A 17,449-nucleotide genomic window follows, 5' to 3' on the forward strand; every position below is an offset into this window, starting at 1 on the left:
CGTGGCGGAGGACTCGCCCTGGCTGGATGCATGAGGCGGGGGCGAGCGGAGCGAGTCACATCGAGAGACGCTCGGCTCGCGGCGTCAGCCGTACTCGAGGTGGGCATGGCGCCACCCCGGAGCGCACGGAGTGGCTGGCCCGAGGGCTCATCTGTCATGCATCGCCCGCTCGACGCGGCGTGAGGGTTGACGGACGGGAGATCCCCTCCCGTTCCTGTTAGGTTTCGCCGCATCACGGGACGACGGACGGGAGGGTGGGACAGTGACTGGCACCGAGGGGCCCGACAACGGGCGGGTGCGGCTCGACGGGAGTGAGGGCGAGGGAGGAGGGCAGATCCTCCGCTCGGCGTTGTCGCTGTCGCTCATCACCGGCCGGCCGTTCCACATCACCCACCTGCGCTCACGGCGGGAGCCTCCCGGACTGCGTCCTCAGCATCTGGCGTGTGTACGCGGCGCGGAGGTGCTGGGCGGGACGAGCGAGGGCGCCACCGTGGGCGCCTCGGAGCTGTCCTTCACCCCGGGCACCGTGCGCGCCGGGGACTACCTGGTCGAGGTGGGTACCGCCGGGAGCACACCGCTCCTGTTCCAGTGTCTCGTCTATCCCTTGGCCCTCGCGGGCGGAGGACGACTGACGCTGCGCGGGGGGACGCACCTGCCGCACAGCCCCAGCTTCCACTACGTGGCCACGGTCTGGCAGCCGGTGGCCATGGCGTACGGGTTGCCCGTGCACCTCACGATGCCGCAGGCGGGCTTCTATCCGGAGGGCGCGGGAGAGATGGTCGCGGAGGTGGGCGCGCCGAGGCAGCCGCCGCTGTTGGTGGAGCTGCCCGCGCGCGGCATGCTGCACGAAGTGCATGTCTCGTCCTTCGTGGGCGGACTGCCCTTCAGCATCGCGGAGCGGCAGTCGCGAGCCACGGTGGCCGTGCTGCGCGAGCGAGGCATCGTCGCGGAGGCGGAGAACCGGCCGCTGCCCGTGACGCGTTCGACGGGCACGGTGACCTTCGTGCTCGCGCAGTTCGAGCACACCATCGCGGGCTTCACGGCGCTGGGAGAGAAGGGGCGCCCGGCGGAAGAAGTGGGGCGTGAAGCGGGCGAGGCCCTGGCGCACTTCATGGAGACCGGCGGCGCGCTGGACGAGCACCTCGCGGACCAGATCCTCCTGCCCGCGGCGCTGCTGGCCTCGGGCCGACTGGGGAAGGCGGAGCCGGGGACCACGCGCTTCACGGCGGCGCGGGTGACGGACCACCTGACGACGCACGCTCGCGTCGTGGAGCGGTTCCTCCCGGTGCGCGTCCAGGTGGACGCGAGCGGGGCCGTCGAGGTACGCCCCTCGGGATGAGTTCTCCAGACACCGAAGTCATGGCGTTGCTGGCCCGCATCTACGGCACGAACAACACCTTCTTCGACGACGACGGGAACTACTGCCATCGCGTCCCCACCACCTTCACGAAGGAGGACCACCAGCGACTGAAGGCCGCGGGGTGGGTGCCCAACACCTTCGTGCAGTGGGAGCACGACGAGGTCATCCAGAAGCTGCGCAAGGCCGGCAAGGCGGTGGACCTGCGTCGGGCCGCGGATGCGTTCGTGGCCTCGATGACCTCCGCCGATGTCGCGTGGCTGGCCGTCCTGCCCGCCGCGGTCCTCGGGCGCGCGATGCCGACACACGAGGAAGACCCCATGGGCGGTGGTCACTGCCGGGTCTGCTTCTTCGAGGACGACGCCGTCGACGCCACCTGCACCGCGTACCTGAACCATGTCCAGGGGGCGATGTGGGGTGCGTCACAACCGACGGAGGGCGTGCTCACCCTGACGTGGGCCTTGGACCAGAAAGCCGCGCAGTGGCCCAAGCCCACGCCGCGCGATGTCTGGGTGTTCCATCAGGTCCTCGACCTGCTGCGCCGCCTTCCGCCCGCGTCGCGCTACAGCCATGCGCGCACCGCGCTCCACAAGGCGAAGCTGCTGAGCGCCAGCAGTGCCTATCGTTGCGAGACGGTGCTGGAGGCGCTCGCGTTCATCAGCATCCTCGAGACGCCCGAGCATCCGGGCCTGCTGACCCGCTTCACCACGGCCGTGGAGCGCGACCAGCGCCCGACGATTCGAGTCGAGGTTCCGGCCCCGCTCGCGTGGTGGTCGGCCAAGGACGGCGTCCGGAAGGAGAACGTCGAGAAGCTGTTCGGCCACCTCGAGCGCCCGAAGAAGGAACCCGCCGCCGCACCGACGCCGCCGCCCACGAAGCGACGCAAGCCGGCCAGCGCCGCGGCGCCCGCGAGCCCGAAGCCGAAGTCCCTTCCCGGGCCGCCGACGCCGGGCAGCGTGTATGCCATCCGGTTCCGCGAGGACCTCTGGGGCGCGGCCTATTGCCACCAGGTTCGCAACGACAGTCCCTCTGGCACCCAGCGCGGCCTGATGGAGTTCCTCGACCTGTTGTCCCCCACGCAGCCCACGGCGGAGCAGGTGGTGGGCCTCGAGTTCAGGGACCGCCTGAACGGCGAGCGTTGGCAGACCTGGTGCGCGAGCCTGGACAAGACGACGGGCATCAAGCGCATCGCGGTCGACGTGCCCGCGCCGAAGCATCGCGAGCCCACACCGACGCGCATCCCCGTCGGCGGCGCCAAGGACCTGAAGCACCTGGCGGGCTGGAACTTCAAGGAGGTCTGAGGCTCGGCGACGTTCCCGAGTAACCTTCACGCGGGGTCCGGGTTTTCAGGGGGCCATTCCAGGAGGAAGGTCCCATGAAGCGAAGCGGAACGACGCGGTTCATCTGGGCGTGCGCGCTGTGGTCCCTGAGCAGTGCCGGCTGTGGTCATCCCGACGCCGCGCTCGAAGCGGGCGACGAGGCGACGACACGCGAGGCGCTCACGGTGTACGAGCAGGCCGCGCTCGACACCGCCCACAACGCGGCGGGCTGCAAGTCGCTCGGGAACTTCTACTGGGAGATGGGCACCGGGGCAGGGCCGCTCCACGGCCTGTCGAAGGGGAGCGGCGTCACGGCGACGACGGTGATGCCCATCGCCTCCGCGAGCAAGTGGCTCTACGCGGGCGCCTACGTGGAGTCCAAGGGCTACGCGAACCTGACGGCGGACGAGAAGAAGCGCCTCAACTTCACCAGCGGCTACATCGACGAGAACACCACGCTGTGTGACGTGGCCGGGACGAACGTGTCCGCGTGCTACGGGGCGTCGTTCAAGGACGTCACCTACCGCCCGCTCCAGGACGGCCGCTATTTCTACAACGGCGGGCACATGCAGAAGCTGGCCCTGGATGACATGCCCCTGCGCAGGGGCACGGGCCTCGCGAGCGTGATGGACTGGCTCAACCCCTTGCTGGGCACCAGCTTCCCGGAGTCCGACAGCGACGTGGCCCCGGCGGGGGGCTTCTCCGGGAGCGCGGCGCAGTACCGCGTCTTCCTGATGAAGCTGCTCAACGCCCAGACGGCGTTGTCGTCCAAGCTGACGGTGGACGCCGTCCCCGCGGGGCCCGGTGGCGCGGGCGTGTCCTTCACACCGTGGACCGCGGGCGAGGCGTACTACGGGCTGGGGCACTGGATTGAAGGGGAGCGCGTCGGCGGAGCGTGGACGGTGACGGGACACTCGTCCGCGGGGGCCTTCGGCTTCTACCCGTGGGTGAACGCGGCCGGGACCCGGTACATGGTCATGGCGCGACTGCGTCAAATCGGGAGCGGGGAGGGCGAGAAGTCCCGGGCCTGCGCGCAGAGCATCCGCACGGCCTACGAGACGGGGGTGGCGCAGCCGTAGGTCTGGCCGCGCCGTCGGCTCCAGCTCCGAGGAGAGCTGGAGCGCGAGGGTGCTTCAGGCGGCCTCGTCGTCGGCGCGGTTGGAGTTGTTCCCGAAGGTGTTGATGTTGTCCATGTCCTTCGACGTGTTCCGGAAGGCCCGGATGGCGAAGGGGATGGCGACGAGGAACACGATGCCGGCGAGGCCCGCGGCCTTCCAGGGGAAGGGCTGTGCCTTCACCTGGATGTCCTTGCCGTAGTTGTTGAGGTTGTTGCCCATGGCGCGCTGCTTGGCGGCCTCGCGCTCCTCGGCGGTGAGCTCACGGGGGGCGTTGAAGTCCTGGACCGGTTTGCGCGGCTGGGCCAGCGCGGCTCCGCCCGTCGCGAGCGCGAGGACGAGGAGGAGTCGGGCAAGGGAAGGGGTTCGCATGGCGGGGGAGGCTATCACGACCCAACGGGCCTGCTGAACAGGGCTTGCACCGGGAGAGCGTGTCCAGTACGCGCCTGGGTGCCCACATCGACCTCGGGACGCCATGCTGCGCCTGCCCTTCCTCGCCATCGCCAACCTGTTGCTGCTCCTGCGAACCCTGTTGGGTGCGCCCTTCCGGATGTTCGCGGCCGGGAGCCGTCCGGCCTACGTGCGCTTCCGTCTGACGGGGGATCCGCCGTACCGGGAGCAGCGCAAGCCCCGGTTCTCACTGGGGGGCGGCGCCAAGCCGGAGCCCGCGGACGTGACGTCCCTGGAGAAGTTCGGAGAGGCGCTGCGGCTGTTGGCGGGGGACGCCAAGGTGAAGGGGGTGTTGTTGGAGGTGGAGGGGTTGGGGTTGCCCCCGGCGAAGCGGGACGCGCTCCTGGCGCTGCTGGCGGAGTTCCGGGCTGCGGGCAAGCGGGTGGTGACGTGGGCGGTGATGGTGGACACGGATTCGTATCCGGTGCTCTGCGCGGCGGACGAGGTGTTGCTCGCGCCGATGGGGCGGCTGGAGCTGGTGGGGTACGCGGCGGAGTCGACCGCGTTGGGGGAGGGGCTGTCGCGCATCGGCATCCGGCCGCAGTTCATCCGCCGGGGTGATTACAAGACAGCGCCGGAGTTGTTCACGCATCCGGAGGTCTCCGACATCCAGCGGCGGACGGTGGAGTCGTTCCTGGACGAGCGCTACGCGGCGCTGGTGGAGGCGGTGTCAGCGGCGCGGAAGAAGACGCCGGACGAGGTGCGGGCGCTCATCGACCAGGGTCCCTACAGCGCGCAGCGCGCCAAGGCCGCGGGGCTGGTGGATGGGTTGGTGAGCGAGGTGGACCTGCCCCTGCACCTGGGGATGGTGGAGAAGAAGGACGGCGTGGCTCCGGAGGATGACGACACGGAGCTGGAGCCGATGGAGATGTACCTGGAGACGGTGCCGTTTCCTCCGGTGAAGTGGCGTCGGTGGAAGCGCAAGCCTCGGCTGGCCTTCGTGCCGGTATCCGGGATGATCGTCCCCGGGAGCGGGAACGCGGGCGGCAGGTTCGCGACGTCGGACGCGGTGGTGAAGGGGTTGAGGGCGGCGGCGCGGGACAAGCGCTCCAAGGCCATCCTCTTGTATGTGAACAGCCCCGGCGGTGCGGCCATTGCCTCGGAGCAGATCCTCGAGGTGGTGCAGCGGGTGGCGAAGAAGAAGCCCGTGATTGCGTACATGGACAGGGTCTGCGCCAGTGCGGGCTACATGGTGGCGCTGGGCGCGAAGGAGCTGTGGAGCGCGCCGCACGCGGTGGTGGGCTCGATTGGCGTGTTCGCGGGCAAGTTCGACACGTCCGGGTTGATGCAGCTGCTGGGCATCCACAAGACGGTGATCACACGCGGAGCGAACGCGGGGTTGTTGTCGTTCTCGCGCGGATTCACGGAAGGGGAGCGGGCCGCGCTCGAGGCGGACATCGAGGAGATGTATCAGTCCTTCCTGGGCCACGTGGCGAAGGCGCGCGGCCGGACGAAGGAGGAGATCCACGCGCTGGCCGAGGGCCGCGTGTACTCGGGCGTCCGCGCGAAGGACGCGGGCCTGGTGGACAGGCTGGGCGGGTTCGAGGAGGCGTGCCGGTACGCGCTGTCGCTCGCGAAGGTGGCGCCCGGTGACTTCGAGTTGAAGTCCTACGGTGCGCCCGCGCCTCGGATGTCATTGCTGAAGCTGGTGATGGGCGCCGCGCACCCGGCGACGTATGCCCTGTGCCCGGTGTCGTGGAACCTGAGCGGCGATGCACGCACGACGCTCGAATCCCTGGAGAACGAGCCGGAGGTCGACTCGTGGCTGCGCCGGTTCGTGCACAAGCTCCGTGGTACCGTCCGCGCCCCATGAAGCGCACCGTCCTCCTCGGGGTCCTCGTGCTGGCCCCCGCCTGTGCCACTCCGTCGCGTGAGCCCGTCTCCGTCGCGGAGGCCTACGCGCGCGCCCTCGACGAGGGCCGCCTCCAGGACGCCTACGCCCTCACCACCAACGGCCCTGACGGCGAGACGGCCTTCCTGGAGCGCTACTCCGACGAAGCCACCCGTCGCGAGCGCGCCGCCGCCGTCCGCTCCAGCGCGGAGGTCCTCGAGGCCCGCGCCCCCTCGCTCACCCTCGCGCGCTCCGGCCCTGACTGGCGCGTCGTCGAGGCCCGCCCAGCCGACGTCCCTCGCGCCGCGCTCCGCCGCTTCCTCGACGCCTCCGACGCCAAGGACTGGAAGACCGCCTACGGCCTCCTCGCCGCTCCCTTGCGCGCCCGCTACACCCCCGAGCGGCTCAAGGAAGACTTCGAGCGCGAGCCCCTCTCCAAGGAGCGCCTGCGCCGCGCCCGGCTCGCCCTCAACACCCACGTGCGCGTCGGCGCGGGAGAGGCGGTCTTCCCCCTGGGCGACGAGCGCGCCGTCCTCCTGGTCCTCGAGGACGGCGAGTACCGCGTCTCGGCCCTCGAGTAGGCCCGCCCGCCCGTTCCCACAGTGTCCCTGATGGACACCTTCAGCCTGTCGACACCCTCCGGCCCTCCGGTCCGTCGCCGGGGTGCGTCCTGGGCCACACCGCGTTAAACGACGTTGTACAGCTCCTCCCGGGCTGGCATGTTCCGCGCCCCTGGGGGTGCTCCCAAGCGCCCGTTTTCCAAAAGGTTTCAGGTGTCCCGATGAGCGTTACCGAGGCCGACGTCCTCGCGGCCATGTCGAAGGTGATCGATCCCGAGCTGCACGTGGATCTGGTGAAGGCCGGAATGGTGAAGGACGTCCGCGTCACCGGCGACACGGTCAAACTCAAGATCGAGCTCACCACGCCCGCCTGCCCCATGAAGGGGAAGATCCAGGCCGACTCCGAGGCCGCCCTCAAGGCCGTCCCCGGTCTGAAGTCCTTCAACATCGAGTGGGGCGCCCAGGTCCGCTCCGCCGGTGGCGGTGTCCCCGCGGGCGCGCTGCTCCCCAAGGTGAAGAACATCATCCTCGTGGGCGCGGGGAAGGGCGGCGTCGGCAAGAGCACCGTCGCCGTCAACCTGGCCACCGCGCTCGCCCAGCACGGCGCCAAGGTCGGTCTGCTCGACGCCGACTTCTACGGCCCCTCCGTCCCCCTCATGACGGGCCTGGGCGACAAGAAGCCCGTGAGCCCCGACGGCAAGTCGCTGGATCCGCTCATCGCCCACGGCCTCAAGGTCATGTCCATCGGCTTCCTCGTCGAAGCCGACCAGGCCCTCATCTGGCGCGGCCCCATGCTCCACGGCGCCCTGATGCAGTTGGTGCGTGACGTGAACTGGGGCGAGCTCGACTACCTGGTGCTCGACCTGCCGCCGGGCACCGGCGACGTGGCCCTGACGCTCTCCCAGTCCATCCGCGCCGCGGGTGCGGTGCTCGTCACCACGCCGCAGGACGTGGCCCTGGCCGACGTGGTCCGCGCCAAGCAGATGTTCGACAAGGTCCACATCCCCGTGCTGGGCATCGTCGAGAACATGTCCCAGTTCGTCTGCCCGAACTGCTCGCACGTCACCCCCATCTTCAACCATGGTGGTGGTCGCAAGGCCGCGGAGATGTTCGGCATCCCGTTCCTCGGGGAAGTTCCGCTGGACTTGAAGGTGCGTGTGTCGGGAGACTCGGGCGTACCGGTGGTGGTGGGCGCCAAGGACAGCCCGGAGGCCAAGGCCTTCCTGGAGGTCGCTCGCAACATCGCGGGCCGCGTGTCCGCGCAGAGCGCCAAGAGCATCCCTCTGCCGGTGGTGCAGGCACGCTGACCCACCCAGGAGACGCTTCATGCCCCCGGCCGGCAACGACGAGTATCCCGACGACCCGCTCATCGACGAGGACCGTTCCGGCCGGGAAGGGCGGGCCTCGGGGCCCGCGGGCTTCGTCCCGGAGTTCGTCCGCCGCATGGCCGTCGCCGGCCTGGGCGCCCTCTTCATGACCGAAGAGGGCATCCGCAACCTCGCTGGCCAGCTCAAGCTCCCCAAGGAGGCCCTCGGCTTCATCCTCTCCCAGGCGGAGAAGACCAAGGATGAAGTCACCGGTGCCATCACCGAGGAGCTCCGCCGCTTCCTCCAGTCCGAGAAGCTGCGCGATGAGTTCCTCAAGCTCGTCTCCGGCATGACGCTGGAGATCAAGGCGCAGGTCCGGCTCGTCCCGCCGGACAAGGCCGAGAAGCTCGGCGAGGATGACGCCGAGCCCGCCGCCGAGCCGCGCCCCAAGGAGAAGAAGCACGCCGCGGCCCCCACCGCGCGCGTGGTCATCTCCGAGCTCAATGCGCGCCGCCCTGGCTCCCGGCGCTCGAAGAAGGAGTAGCGGTGGCGGACACGCCTCCCCCCGAGACACCCGCCACGCCCGCGCGGAAGGGCTTCCGTTCCTCGCCGCTCGCCAAGCGACTGCCGCTGCTCGTGGCCGTCGGGCTGGGCGTATGGCTCTGGCAGGTGACCGGCATCCCCGAGCGCGAGCTGGTCATCCATCCCTCGGGAGACGGCTGGCGTCAGGCGCGCGCCCTGGACTTCCAGGTGAGCGGCGCGGACGGCGAGCTGCTCAAGCGCGAGGAGCGGTTCTTCGGTGACACCGGCGCGCCCCCCGAAATCACCTTCAAGGTGGACCTGCCCGAGGGTGATTTCCGGGCGGTGTTCTACGTGAAGCTCGCGGGCCGAGAGGAGCGTCGGCGCGTGGAGGAGCGACTGTCGGTGGGGGAGGAGCGCTACATCGTCCGCCAGGTGGAGTTGCCCGCCGCGACTCGTTGACCGCCCCGGGGGCGTGGGCTAAGGCCGCTCGACGTCATTCACATTCCGACCGAGGGGTTCGAGAGCACCATGGCAACGGAGCACATCGTCGTCGTCGGCGCCGGGCAGATGGGCGCGGGCATCGCGCAGGTGGCATTGCAGGCGGGTCTGCGCGTCACGCTGGCGGACGTGTCCAAGGAAGGTCTCGCCAAGGGCGCTGACCGCATCCGCGCGGGCCTGAAGAAGCTGGTGGAGAAGGGCAAGCTCGACGCCGCGAAGCAGCAGGCCGCCGAGGCGAACCTCGCCACCCTGACGAACGTCACCGAGGCGAAGGACGTCGACTTCGCGATTGAGGCGGTGACGGAGAACGAGGACCTCAAGCGCCGCATCTTCCAGGACCTGGACGCCGTCGTCCGGCCGGGCGGCATCCTCGCCACCAACACCTCCTCCATCCCCATCACCCGCATCGCCGCGTCCACGAAGCGCCCCGAGTCCGTCATCGGCATGCACTTCATGAACCCGGTGCCAGTGATGCAGTTGGTGGAGCTCATCCGCGGCGCCGCGACGTCTGATGAGACCTACGCCACCACGCGCGCCTTGTCCGAGCGCATGGGCAAGACGACGGTCGTCTCCAAGGACTTCCCGGGCTTCATCGTCAACCGCATCCTCATCCCGATGCTGAACGAGGCCTGCTACGCGCTGATGGAGGGCCTGGGCTCCGCGGAGGACATCGACACCGCGATGAAGCTGGGGACCAACCAGCCCATGGGCCCGCTGCAGCTGGCCGACTTCATCGGCCTGGACACGGTGCTCTACATCGCCGAGGTGCTGCACAAGGGCCTGGGTGACTCGAAGTATCGCCCGTGCCCGCTGCTGCGTCAGTACGTGGACGCCGGCTGGTACGGCAAGAAGAGCGGCCGCGGCTTCTACAAGTACTGAGCTTCCGAAAGAGGACACCGAACATGACCTACGAGAACATCCGCCTGGTGCGTGAAGGCGCGGTCACCACGCTGTTCATCGACCGGAACCCGAAGACGCTCAACGCCCTCGACAACCAGACCCTGCTGGACATCGAGGCGGGGGTGAAGTCGCTGGACGAGCAGACGCGCGTGCTCATCGTCGCCAGCGCGAACGAGAAGGCCTTCGTCGCGGGCGCGGACATCAAGCAGATGGCGGGGCTGAACGAGTCCCAGGCGAAGGAGTTCGCGGCCCTCGGGCACCGCGTGTTCGCGCTGCTGGAGTCGCTGAGCATCCCCACCATCGCCGCGGTGAACGGCTTCGCGCTCGGCGGCGGCTGTGAGCTGGCCCTGGCGTGCGACTTCATCTACGCGTCCGAGAAGGCGCAGCTCGGCCTGCCCGAGGTGAGCCTGGGGGTCATCCCGGGCTTCGGCGGCACGCAGCGGCTCACGCGGCTGGTGGGGCGGGCCCGGGCGAAGGAGCTCATCTTCACGGGCGCGCGCATCGACGCCGCCAAGGCCAAGGAGATCGGCCTGGTGCTGGAGGTGCTGCCGGCCGAGGGGCTGCTCGCGCACTGCAACGCCATCGCGGAGAAGATCCTCAAGAACAGCCCCCTGGCCATCGGCAAGGCCAAGCGGGTCATCGACCAGGGCGCGGACAAGGACCTCACGGAGGCCAACACCCTGGAGCGTCAGGGCTTCGCGGAGCTGTTCGGCTCCTTCGACCAGACCGAGGGCATGAAGGCGTTCATCGAGAAGCGCCCCGCGAGCTTCATCGGCAAGTGACGCACGCGCGCGCGGTCGGGAGTCTCCTCACGGTGCTCCTGGCCGCGTCGCCGGCCCGCGCCGAGCTCGTCCCGACGAGCGTCCTCGATGCGAGCCTGCGCCCTTCGAGCGGCGCACTCGCCGACGAGCCTGTTCGTCTACCCGCCCGCACGGACGAACCACCCAAGCCCACTCGCGAAGTCCCGCCCGACGAGCACGGCCGCGCCTCGCCGCTCGTCTCGTGGAAGCGCTCGCTGTGCATCTACACCGGGTGCTTCCTCGAGCCGCTGATTCCCGATGTCCGCTACCAGTGGGGCTCGGGCGCTTCGAGTCACTGGGTGCTCTCCTGGCCCATCCACCCGTGGGCGCTCGGGGCGTGGGACATCCCCGGGCCCACGCTGCTCCTCTCTCCCTTCATCGAGCCCCAGGTCCGACTGGCCCCGGCGAAGCTGCGGCTGCTCGCGGGGGCGCGGGTGTCGGTGTTCCCGGACCGGGCGCGCTTCGGGGTGCTCGCCGAGGGAGCGGGCCTGTGGGGCCAGGACGGCTCGGGGGGCGTTGCGGGCGTGGGCCTCACGTATGACTTGATTGAGCGACACGAGGCCACGACGCCATGGACGGTGTCGGTCGTGCTGCGCCGGGCCTGGACGGGGGAGGGGGCAAGGATGGACGTGTCCCTCGACGTCACGGTGCCCTTGAACATGTTCCTGGGCTCGCCCCTGGAATCCGGGGAGCGGGGGCGGGCAACCGGCGGCTCATCGGCACGGTAACCATCGCTTGGGGTCGGGTCCTTCGTCTTCGCTATTCCCTGGGAGCACCCCCCGTAATATGGAGCCCTCATGAACTTCGAGCTGACCGACGTCCAGCGCGAGATCCAGCGGATGTGCCGCGAGTTCGCCGCCAAGGAACTGACCCCCAACGCCCGTAAGTGGGATGAGCACCACACGTGGCCCACCGATGCGGTGAAGAAGCTCGCTGAGCTCTCGCTGCTCGGTGTCGCCGTCCCCGAGCAGTACGGCGGCGCCGGCCTGGACAATGTCTGTTACGCGCTCGCCATGGAGGAGATCAGCCGCGGCTGTGCCTCCACCGGCGTCATCATGAGCGTGAACAACTCGCTCTACTGCGATCCGGTGATGAAGTTCGGCACCGAGGCGCAGAAGGAGGAGTTCCTCACGCCGTTCGCGCGGGGCGACAAGCTCGGCTGCTTCGGCCTGACGGAGCCCGAGGCCGGCAGCGACGCCGCCGCGCAGCAGACCGTCGCGGTGCGCCGGGGTGACGAGTACATCATCAACGGCTCGAAGAACTGGATCACCAACGGCCCCAAGGCCGACGCCATCGTGCTGTTCACGATGACGAACAAGGAGGCGGGCCACAAGGGCATCACCGCCTTCCTGGTCCCCACCAACACCCCCGGCTTCACGCGCGCCGAGCCCGACAAGAAGATGGGCATCAGCGCCGCCTGGTCCTGCTCCATGTTCTTCGAGGACATGCGCGTGCCGGCCAAGAACCTGCTGGGCAAGGAGGGCGAGGGCTTCAAGGTCGCCATGTCCACGCTGGACGGCGGCCGCATCGGCATCGCGTCCCAGGCGCTGGGCATCGCGCGCGCCGCGTACGAGGAGGCCGTTCGCTACTCGGGTGAGCGCAAGTCGTTCGGCAAGCCCATCCGCGAGCACCAGGCCATCCAGTTCATGATCGCCGACATGGCCATGGAGATCGACGCGGCCCGGCTGCTCATCTGGCGGGCGGCCCTGCTCAAGGACAAGGGCGTGCGTCACAGCGCGGAGAGCGCGATGGCGAAGCTGTTCGCCAGCGAGATGGCCAACCGCGTGACGAACAAGGCCCTCCAGGTGCACGGCGGCATGGGCTACAGCAAGGAGATGGACGCGGAGCGCCACGTGCGCGACGCTCGCATCACCGAGATCTACGAGGGGACGAGCGAGATCCAGCGCATCGTCATCTCGGCCAACGTCCTGAAGGAGTAGGCATCATGAAGAGGGCACTGCTTCCCGTTCTGGTCCTGGCGTCCGCCGTCGCGTTCGCCCAGGGCACTCCGTCGAAGAAGTCCGGGGGCGGGAAGCCCGCGGCCCCCACCAAGCCGGCGCCCGCGAAGAGCGACGCGCCGGACGTGGAGCGGATGCCCTTCACGCCGGACTCCATCCGCCAGGTGGTCGCCTACAACCAGGGGCGCATCCAGGAGTGCTACGAGGACCACATGGCGGAGAAGGACAAGAAGGTGGAGGGCAAGCTGCACACGTCCTTCACCATCGACGCCAATGGCCTGGTGAAGAACGCCAAGGTGAAGAAGGGCAGCACGCTGAAGGACCCGAACCTCCACGACTGCGTGGTGGCCGTGCTGACGTCCATGACGTTCCCCAAGCCTCCGGACGGCGCGGACCACCCCATCGAGTACCCGTTCAACCTCAAGGCCGTCGAGTAGGAAGACCTCCGTGAACCTCGAGCTGACCGAGACCCAGACGCTGATTCGCGAGACGGCCCGCAAGTTCGCGCGCGAGCGCGTGGCGCCGGTGGCCCGCGAGCTGGACCGCACGGAGCGCTTCCCGACGGAGCTCTACAAGGAGCTGGGAGCGCTGGGGCTGCTCGGGGTGAACATCCCGGCGCAGTACGGCGGCTCGGAGGCGGGCGCCGTCTCCTACGCGCTGGCGATGATGGAGATGGCGGCGGCGGACGCGTCCACCGCGGTGACGATGGCCGTCACGAACATGTGTGGCGAGCTGATCAACGCCTTCGGGACCGAGGCCCAGCGCGAGAAGTACGTGACGCGGCTGGTGTCCGGTGAGGCGGTGGCGGGCTCGTTCGCGCTCTCGGAGGCGCACGCGGGCTCGGACCCGGGCGCGCTGCGGACCACGGCGGTGCGGCGTGGCGACACGTGGGTGCTCAACGGCAGCAAGCAGTGGATCACCTCCGGCGCGCACGCCGGGGTGCTCGTGGTGTGGGCGCGGACGTCCGGCGCGGGCAACAAGGGCTTGTCCTGCTTCATCGTGGAGGGCGGGACGAGGGGCCTCATCGTCGGGCGTCACGAGGACAAGATGGGCCTGCGCTCATCGAACACCGTGCCGCTGACGTTCGAGGACTGCGTGATTCCGGCGGAGAACCTGCTGGCGGCGGAAGGGCAGGGGTTCCGGCTGGCGATGGTCGCGCTGGATGGTGGGCGCATCGGCATCGCGTCGCAGGCGTGCGGCGTGGCGCGCGCGGCGCTGGAGGCGACGGTCTCGTATGTGAAGGACCGCAAGGCCTTCGGTCAGGCCGTCGGCGAGTTCCAGGGGCCGCGGTTCATGATCGCCGACATGAAGACGCAGATCGACGCGGCGGAGCTGCTGACGCTGCGCGCGGCGTACCTCAAGGACCAGAAGCAGCCGTTCTCTCGCGAGGCGTCGATGGCGAAGCTGTACGCCAGCGAGACGAGCAACCGCGTCTGCGACAAGGCCGTGCAGCTCCATGGCGGCTATGGCTACGTCGACGAGTTCCCGGTGGAGCGCTACTTCCGCGACGCCCGCGTGCAGACCATCTACGAGGGCACCAGCGAGGTGCAGCGCGTGGTGATTGCCCGCGAGAGCTTCAAGCTGCTGGGGTGAGTGCGTGGCGCTGACGAAGAAGGGCGAGTACTCCTACGGCGATTCGCGGGCGGACATCCGCCCTGAGCTGGAGCGGTTCAGCAAGGAGAACGGCTATCCCGTCGAGCGACTGGATGAGCTGCTCTGCCCTTGCCGCCACGATCGGCTCCACCTGCTGATCGACGAGACCGAGGGCGCGGCGGTGCAGTGCTGCGTGAAGTGCGAGCACGAGGTCCCCATCGGGGACAGCGAGGAGTTCCTCGAGGAGGCGGAGCTCGAGCAGGCCGAGTGCCCCTGTGGAAATGGGGCCTTCGAGATGGTCCTGGGCACTGCCTTCTACAAGGGCACCACGCAGTCCCGCTGGGTCTATGTCGGCTGCCGCTGTCCCGAGTGCGGACTCACGGCGTGCTACGGGGACTGGAAGACGCCCTGAGGCCGGAGGGCTTCACGAAGGTGCTCGGCTCTCGGCGCTGATCCATCGCACCGAGAGCCACGGCCTCACCGTCAGTCGAGCTTCCGGCTCCGGGTGCGGAGGAACGACACGCCCAGCCAGAGCGCCAGCATCACGAAGGATGCGCTGCTGGCATCGGTGGCGCCGCATCCCCAACCCGTAACGGTCAGGTCGCGAGGACCCGGCAGCTCTGGCTCGCTGGGACCGTTGGGGTCCGAGGGTCCAGCGTCTTCAGTGCCCGCGTCGGGACTCGTACCAGCGTCGCCGTCACCCGCGTCCGGTTCAGGCTGTGGAGTGGTTCCCGCGTCATCGCCCGCATCGGGCTCCGGCGTGGTTCCACCACCATCATCCCCTGCGTCACCTGCATCGCCCGCGTCCGGGGGCGTTCCCGCATCATCGCCGGCATCGCCCGCGTCCGGAGGCGCGCCCGCGTCCTCTCCCGCGTCGGGCTCTGGAGGCGTTCCCGCATCTTCCTCACCTGCATCCGGCTCCGCCCCCGCGTCGGGAGTGCCCGAATCCGGCGCTCCTGCATCCGGGGTCCCCGCGTCGGGAGTGCCCGAGTCCGGCGCTCCTGCATCCGGGGTCCCCGCGTCGGGAGTGCCCGAATCCGGCGCTCCTGCATCCGGGGTCCCCGCGTCGAACGCACCGGCATCGGGCATCCCGGCATCTCGAGGCCCGGCATCTGGCTGCCCGGCATCCGGCAGGCTCCCACCATCCCCAAGCTCTGCGATCACCAGCAGTTCCTCGGACATGCTCCACGAGTACACGTTGTCGATGCCCCCGTACTCCGCGATGACCCGGTGCTCGCCCATCGAGGAGAAGGAGAGGTCGACCGTCGCGGTCCCCGCGCCATCGACGTCCAGGGACGTGACGAAGTCTCCGTCCACGAAGAAGCTCACGGAGCCCGTCGTCAGTGGCACACCCGGGACGTCCGTCACGGAGGCCGTGAAGAACGTCGGCTCGCCCACGATGATGGGCCCGCCCTGGTGCTCCAGTCGCGTCACCGTGGGCTCCAGGCCCACGCCTCGGATGAGCAACGTCAGGTCATTGAACGACAGGTCTCCGCCCGCGGTGAGGTCCTCCCAGCTCATCACCCACGTGTCCGTCGCCTCCATGGGCGCCAGCATCAACACGTGCGGCGTGCGCTGCTGATAGCTCCACGCATCCATGTCGAAGGACTCGACGATCTGGACCTTGCCGTACTCCCGCGACTGCAATCGCGAGTAGCCCGTCGGGCTGAGCCAGTTCGAGCTCGGGTTGACCGTCGTCACGCGGTCCGTCGACAGAGGCTGATGCAGGTCCAGGTTCAACAGCGTCTTCGAGAAGAAGACGTTGATGTCCCCGTGCCCCCACAGCTCGCACTGGTACCGGCCCTCGGGTGTGATGGCGGGCAGGAAGCACGCATCCGTGGCCCGGTCGAAGTCATGCTCCAGGTACGTGACGAGGAAGAAGACGATCTCCCGTCCGCCCGTCACCGTCCCCAGGCTCACCCGGCGGTCCTCCTCGTTGATGGCCGCCGTCACATCCCGCCCCGCGATGACGCGCCCATCCGGACCGAACGCGCTCGCCTTGTAATCGGGCAGTCCATCCAGCGCGCTCGACAGGTCCCAGATGGGCCCCACCGACGCCGGCTGCCCCGGCCCCCGGGACGCCAGCCGGGGCGTGAGGCACTCCACCGCGGGCGCCCCCGGGCACGTATTCCCGTCGTCATCCGTGCTCAGCAGGATGATGTTCCCCAACCCCATGTGCCCGTTCTGCGAGTCGTCCGGCTCGAGCAGGTTGGGGATGTGGGGGAAGACGCCCCGGTCGCTGAAGTACGCATCCAGCAGCCCCGGCACCGCGCCCGCGCGGAAGTTCCCGCTCGCATCCACCAGGTCCGTCGCATCACGAACGCGCTGGCCCACCACCGCGCCCACCGGACGCGCGGGGTAGTCCGGCACATCAGCCGGCCATCGCTTGGGCCCACCATTCGGCGAATAGCTGGTGGCCGACGTGCATCCGCCCGTCAGCAGCTCCGGCTCCCGCAGGCGGAGCACGTCACCGGTCTCCGCCCGACGATGGAAGAAGATGCGCTCCGGGATGCACCGCGTGGCCTCGCCGATGTAACCCCTGTCAGGATTGAGGTTGTACAGGTCCTCGTGGAAGTCCGGGATGCCGTTGCCCTCGACGTCGATGAGCACGTCGTCATTGGGATCATCCGGGTTCCCGATGTCGACGTACCCCCGCGCCACCAGGTCGTCGTAATAGAGCCACCCCAGCGTGTGGGACGCGCCCGCGGAGGCCTTCTCCTCGACGAGCAGGACCTCCACGTTCCTGTCCCTCGACAGGATGAGCCGATTCGAGTCCACGCCCTGCGCGGACACGCGGCCCGCGCCCAGGAGGACGACGACCACCAGAAGGAGGGAAGCGCTCCAACGAAGCATGGACATCCTGTGCCAGCCGAGAAGTGAACGCGGCATTCTATGTCCTTCTCGGAATCCCAGTACACGGCGCCAGCCCGGACCCAGGGCGGCGGCTTCATGAGAGGGAAGGGAAGGAAGAGGCCCACGGCCGCCGACGTGCGGGAAAACAGTCCACCCCCCCGGGCGCACCTCCCCCATGACTCACGCCGGGCACCGGACTCGCGGACCTCGACCCACGAGCGGAACGGCCGTGCACACGAGCGGTCGCATTTCAGCGGATTTTTCGGGTACAGTGCACGGGCTCGCTGACCGGTCAGGTGCACCGGTCGCTCGCGTGGCTCCCTGAAGTCAGGGATGCGCGGGAGGGCGAGCGGACTTAGTTCGAGTACTGCGGAAGGTCCCACCGG

Annotated in this window: 17 protein-coding genes; 15 read left to right on the forward strand and 2 right to left on the reverse strand. The window is 69.2% G+C overall.

Annotation, left to right across the window (positions count from 1 at the left end; translation table 11 throughout):
- Window positions 1-262: 262 nt before the first annotated feature.
- The 3 genes from rtcA to LXT21_RS23050 all read left to right on the forward strand — a co-directional run bounded on the left by rtcA (window position 263) and on the right by LXT21_RS23050 (window position 3,755).
- Entirely contained in the window at window positions 263-1,339 is a 1,077-nt protein-coding gene (gene rtcA / locus LXT21_RS23040) for an RNA 3'-terminal phosphate cyclase (protein ID WP_254040329.1), read from the forward strand.
- Entirely contained in the window at window positions 1,336-2,658 is a 1,323-nt protein-coding gene (locus LXT21_RS23045) for a hypothetical protein (protein WP_254040330.1), read from the forward strand. The genes rtcA and LXT21_RS23045 overlap by 4 nt, the downstream gene beginning before the upstream one ends.
- Before the next feature lie 74 nt (window positions 2,659-2,732).
- Complete coding sequence (locus LXT21_RS23050) at window positions 2,733-3,755, forward strand: hypothetical protein (RefSeq protein WP_254040331.1); 1,023 nt, start codon at window positions 2,733-2,735, stop codon at window positions 3,753-3,755.
- A gap of 54 nt (window positions 3,756-3,809) precedes the next feature.
- Here the strand turns inward: LXT21_RS23050 and LXT21_RS23055 are convergent, their stop codons facing one another.
- Window positions 3,810-4,163: a hypothetical protein gene (locus LXT21_RS23055; protein ID WP_046713797.1), complete on the reverse strand. Its 354-nt coding sequence runs from the start codon at window positions 4,161-4,163 to the stop codon at window positions 3,810-3,812.
- 103 nt (window positions 4,164-4,266) lie between these two features.
- Between LXT21_RS23055 and sppA the strand changes: the two genes are divergently transcribed.
- From sppA to LXT21_RS23115, 12 genes are all read left to right on the forward strand, one after another.
- Window positions 4,267-6,054, forward strand: a complete 1,788-nt coding sequence (sppA, locus tag LXT21_RS23060) for a signal peptide peptidase SppA (RefSeq protein ID WP_254040332.1) — start codon at window positions 4,267-4,269, stop codon at window positions 6,052-6,054.
- A complete protein-coding gene (locus LXT21_RS23065) occupies window positions 6,051-6,653 on the forward strand; it encodes a hypothetical protein (RefSeq protein WP_254040333.1) in 603 nt (200 codons plus the stop codon). The genes sppA and LXT21_RS23065 overlap by 4 nt, the downstream gene beginning before the upstream one ends.
- Before the next feature lie 200 nt (window positions 6,654-6,853).
- Window positions 6,854-7,939 carry an iron-sulfur cluster carrier protein ApbC gene (apbC, locus tag LXT21_RS23070; protein WP_046713800.1) on the forward strand — a complete coding sequence of 362 codons (1,086 nt, stop codon included), beginning with the start codon at window positions 6,854-6,856 and terminating at the stop codon, window positions 7,937-7,939.
- Between the two features lie 19 nt (window positions 7,940-7,958).
- Window positions 7,959-8,483 carry a hypothetical protein gene (locus tag LXT21_RS23075; protein ID WP_254040334.1) on the forward strand — a complete coding sequence of 175 codons (525 nt, stop codon included), beginning with the start codon at window positions 7,959-7,961 and terminating at the stop codon, window positions 8,481-8,483.
- A 2-nt stretch (window positions 8,484-8,485) separates the two neighbouring features.
- On the forward strand, window positions 8,486-8,920 hold the full coding sequence (locus LXT21_RS23080; protein ID WP_254040335.1) for a hypothetical protein: 435 nt from the start codon (window positions 8,486-8,488) through the stop codon (window positions 8,918-8,920).
- A 69-nt stretch (window positions 8,921-8,989) separates the two neighbouring features.
- The gene (locus LXT21_RS23085; RefSeq protein WP_223748577.1) at window positions 8,990-9,838 is read left to right on the forward strand and encodes a 3-hydroxyacyl-CoA dehydrogenase family protein; all 849 of its coding nucleotides are present in this window, start codon (window positions 8,990-8,992) and stop codon (window positions 9,836-9,838) included.
- Window positions 9,839-9,861: 23 nt separating this feature from the next.
- Window positions 9,862-10,641 (forward strand): enoyl-CoA hydratase/isomerase family protein, encoded by a 780-nt coding sequence (locus LXT21_RS23090; RefSeq protein ID WP_254040336.1) that lies wholly within the window; start codon window positions 9,862-9,864, stop codon window positions 10,639-10,641.
- Window positions 10,642-10,673: 32 nt separating this feature from the next.
- Window positions 10,674-11,387, forward strand: coding sequence for a hypothetical protein (locus LXT21_RS23095; RefSeq protein ID WP_254040337.1), 714 nt, complete (start codon window positions 10,674-10,676; stop codon window positions 11,385-11,387).
- A 69-nt stretch (window positions 11,388-11,456) separates the two neighbouring features.
- A complete protein-coding gene (locus LXT21_RS23100; RefSeq protein ID WP_046713805.1) occupies window positions 11,457-12,599 on the forward strand; it encodes an acyl-CoA dehydrogenase in 1,143 nt (380 codons plus the stop codon).
- A gap of 5 nt (window positions 12,600-12,604) precedes the next feature.
- Entirely contained in the window at window positions 12,605-13,054 is a 450-nt protein-coding gene (locus tag LXT21_RS23105) for an AgmX/PglI C-terminal domain-containing protein (RefSeq protein ID WP_254040338.1), read from the forward strand.
- Between the two features lie 10 nt (window positions 13,055-13,064).
- Window positions 13,065-14,210: an acyl-CoA dehydrogenase family protein gene (locus tag LXT21_RS23110; RefSeq protein WP_254040339.1), complete on the forward strand. Its 1,146-nt coding sequence runs from the start codon at window positions 13,065-13,067 to the stop codon at window positions 14,208-14,210.
- A gap of 4 nt (window positions 14,211-14,214) precedes the next feature.
- Window positions 14,215-14,622 carry a hypothetical protein gene (locus tag LXT21_RS23115; RefSeq protein WP_254040340.1) on the forward strand — a complete coding sequence of 136 codons (408 nt, stop codon included), beginning with the start codon at window positions 14,215-14,217 and terminating at the stop codon, window positions 14,620-14,622.
- 71 nt (window positions 14,623-14,693) lie between these two features.
- On the opposite strand, the gene LXT21_RS45225 is transcribed toward LXT21_RS23115, so the two are convergent.
- Entirely contained in the window at window positions 14,694-17,063 is a 2,370-nt protein-coding gene (locus LXT21_RS45225; RefSeq protein WP_267145420.1) for an Ig-like domain repeat protein, read from the reverse strand.
- Between the last annotated feature and the right edge of the window lie 386 nt (window positions 17,064-17,449).

Source organism: Myxococcus guangdongensis (assembly GCF_024198255.1).
Taxonomy (GTDB): Bacteria; Myxococcota; Myxococcia; order Myxococcales; family Myxococcaceae; genus Myxococcus; species Myxococcus guangdongensis.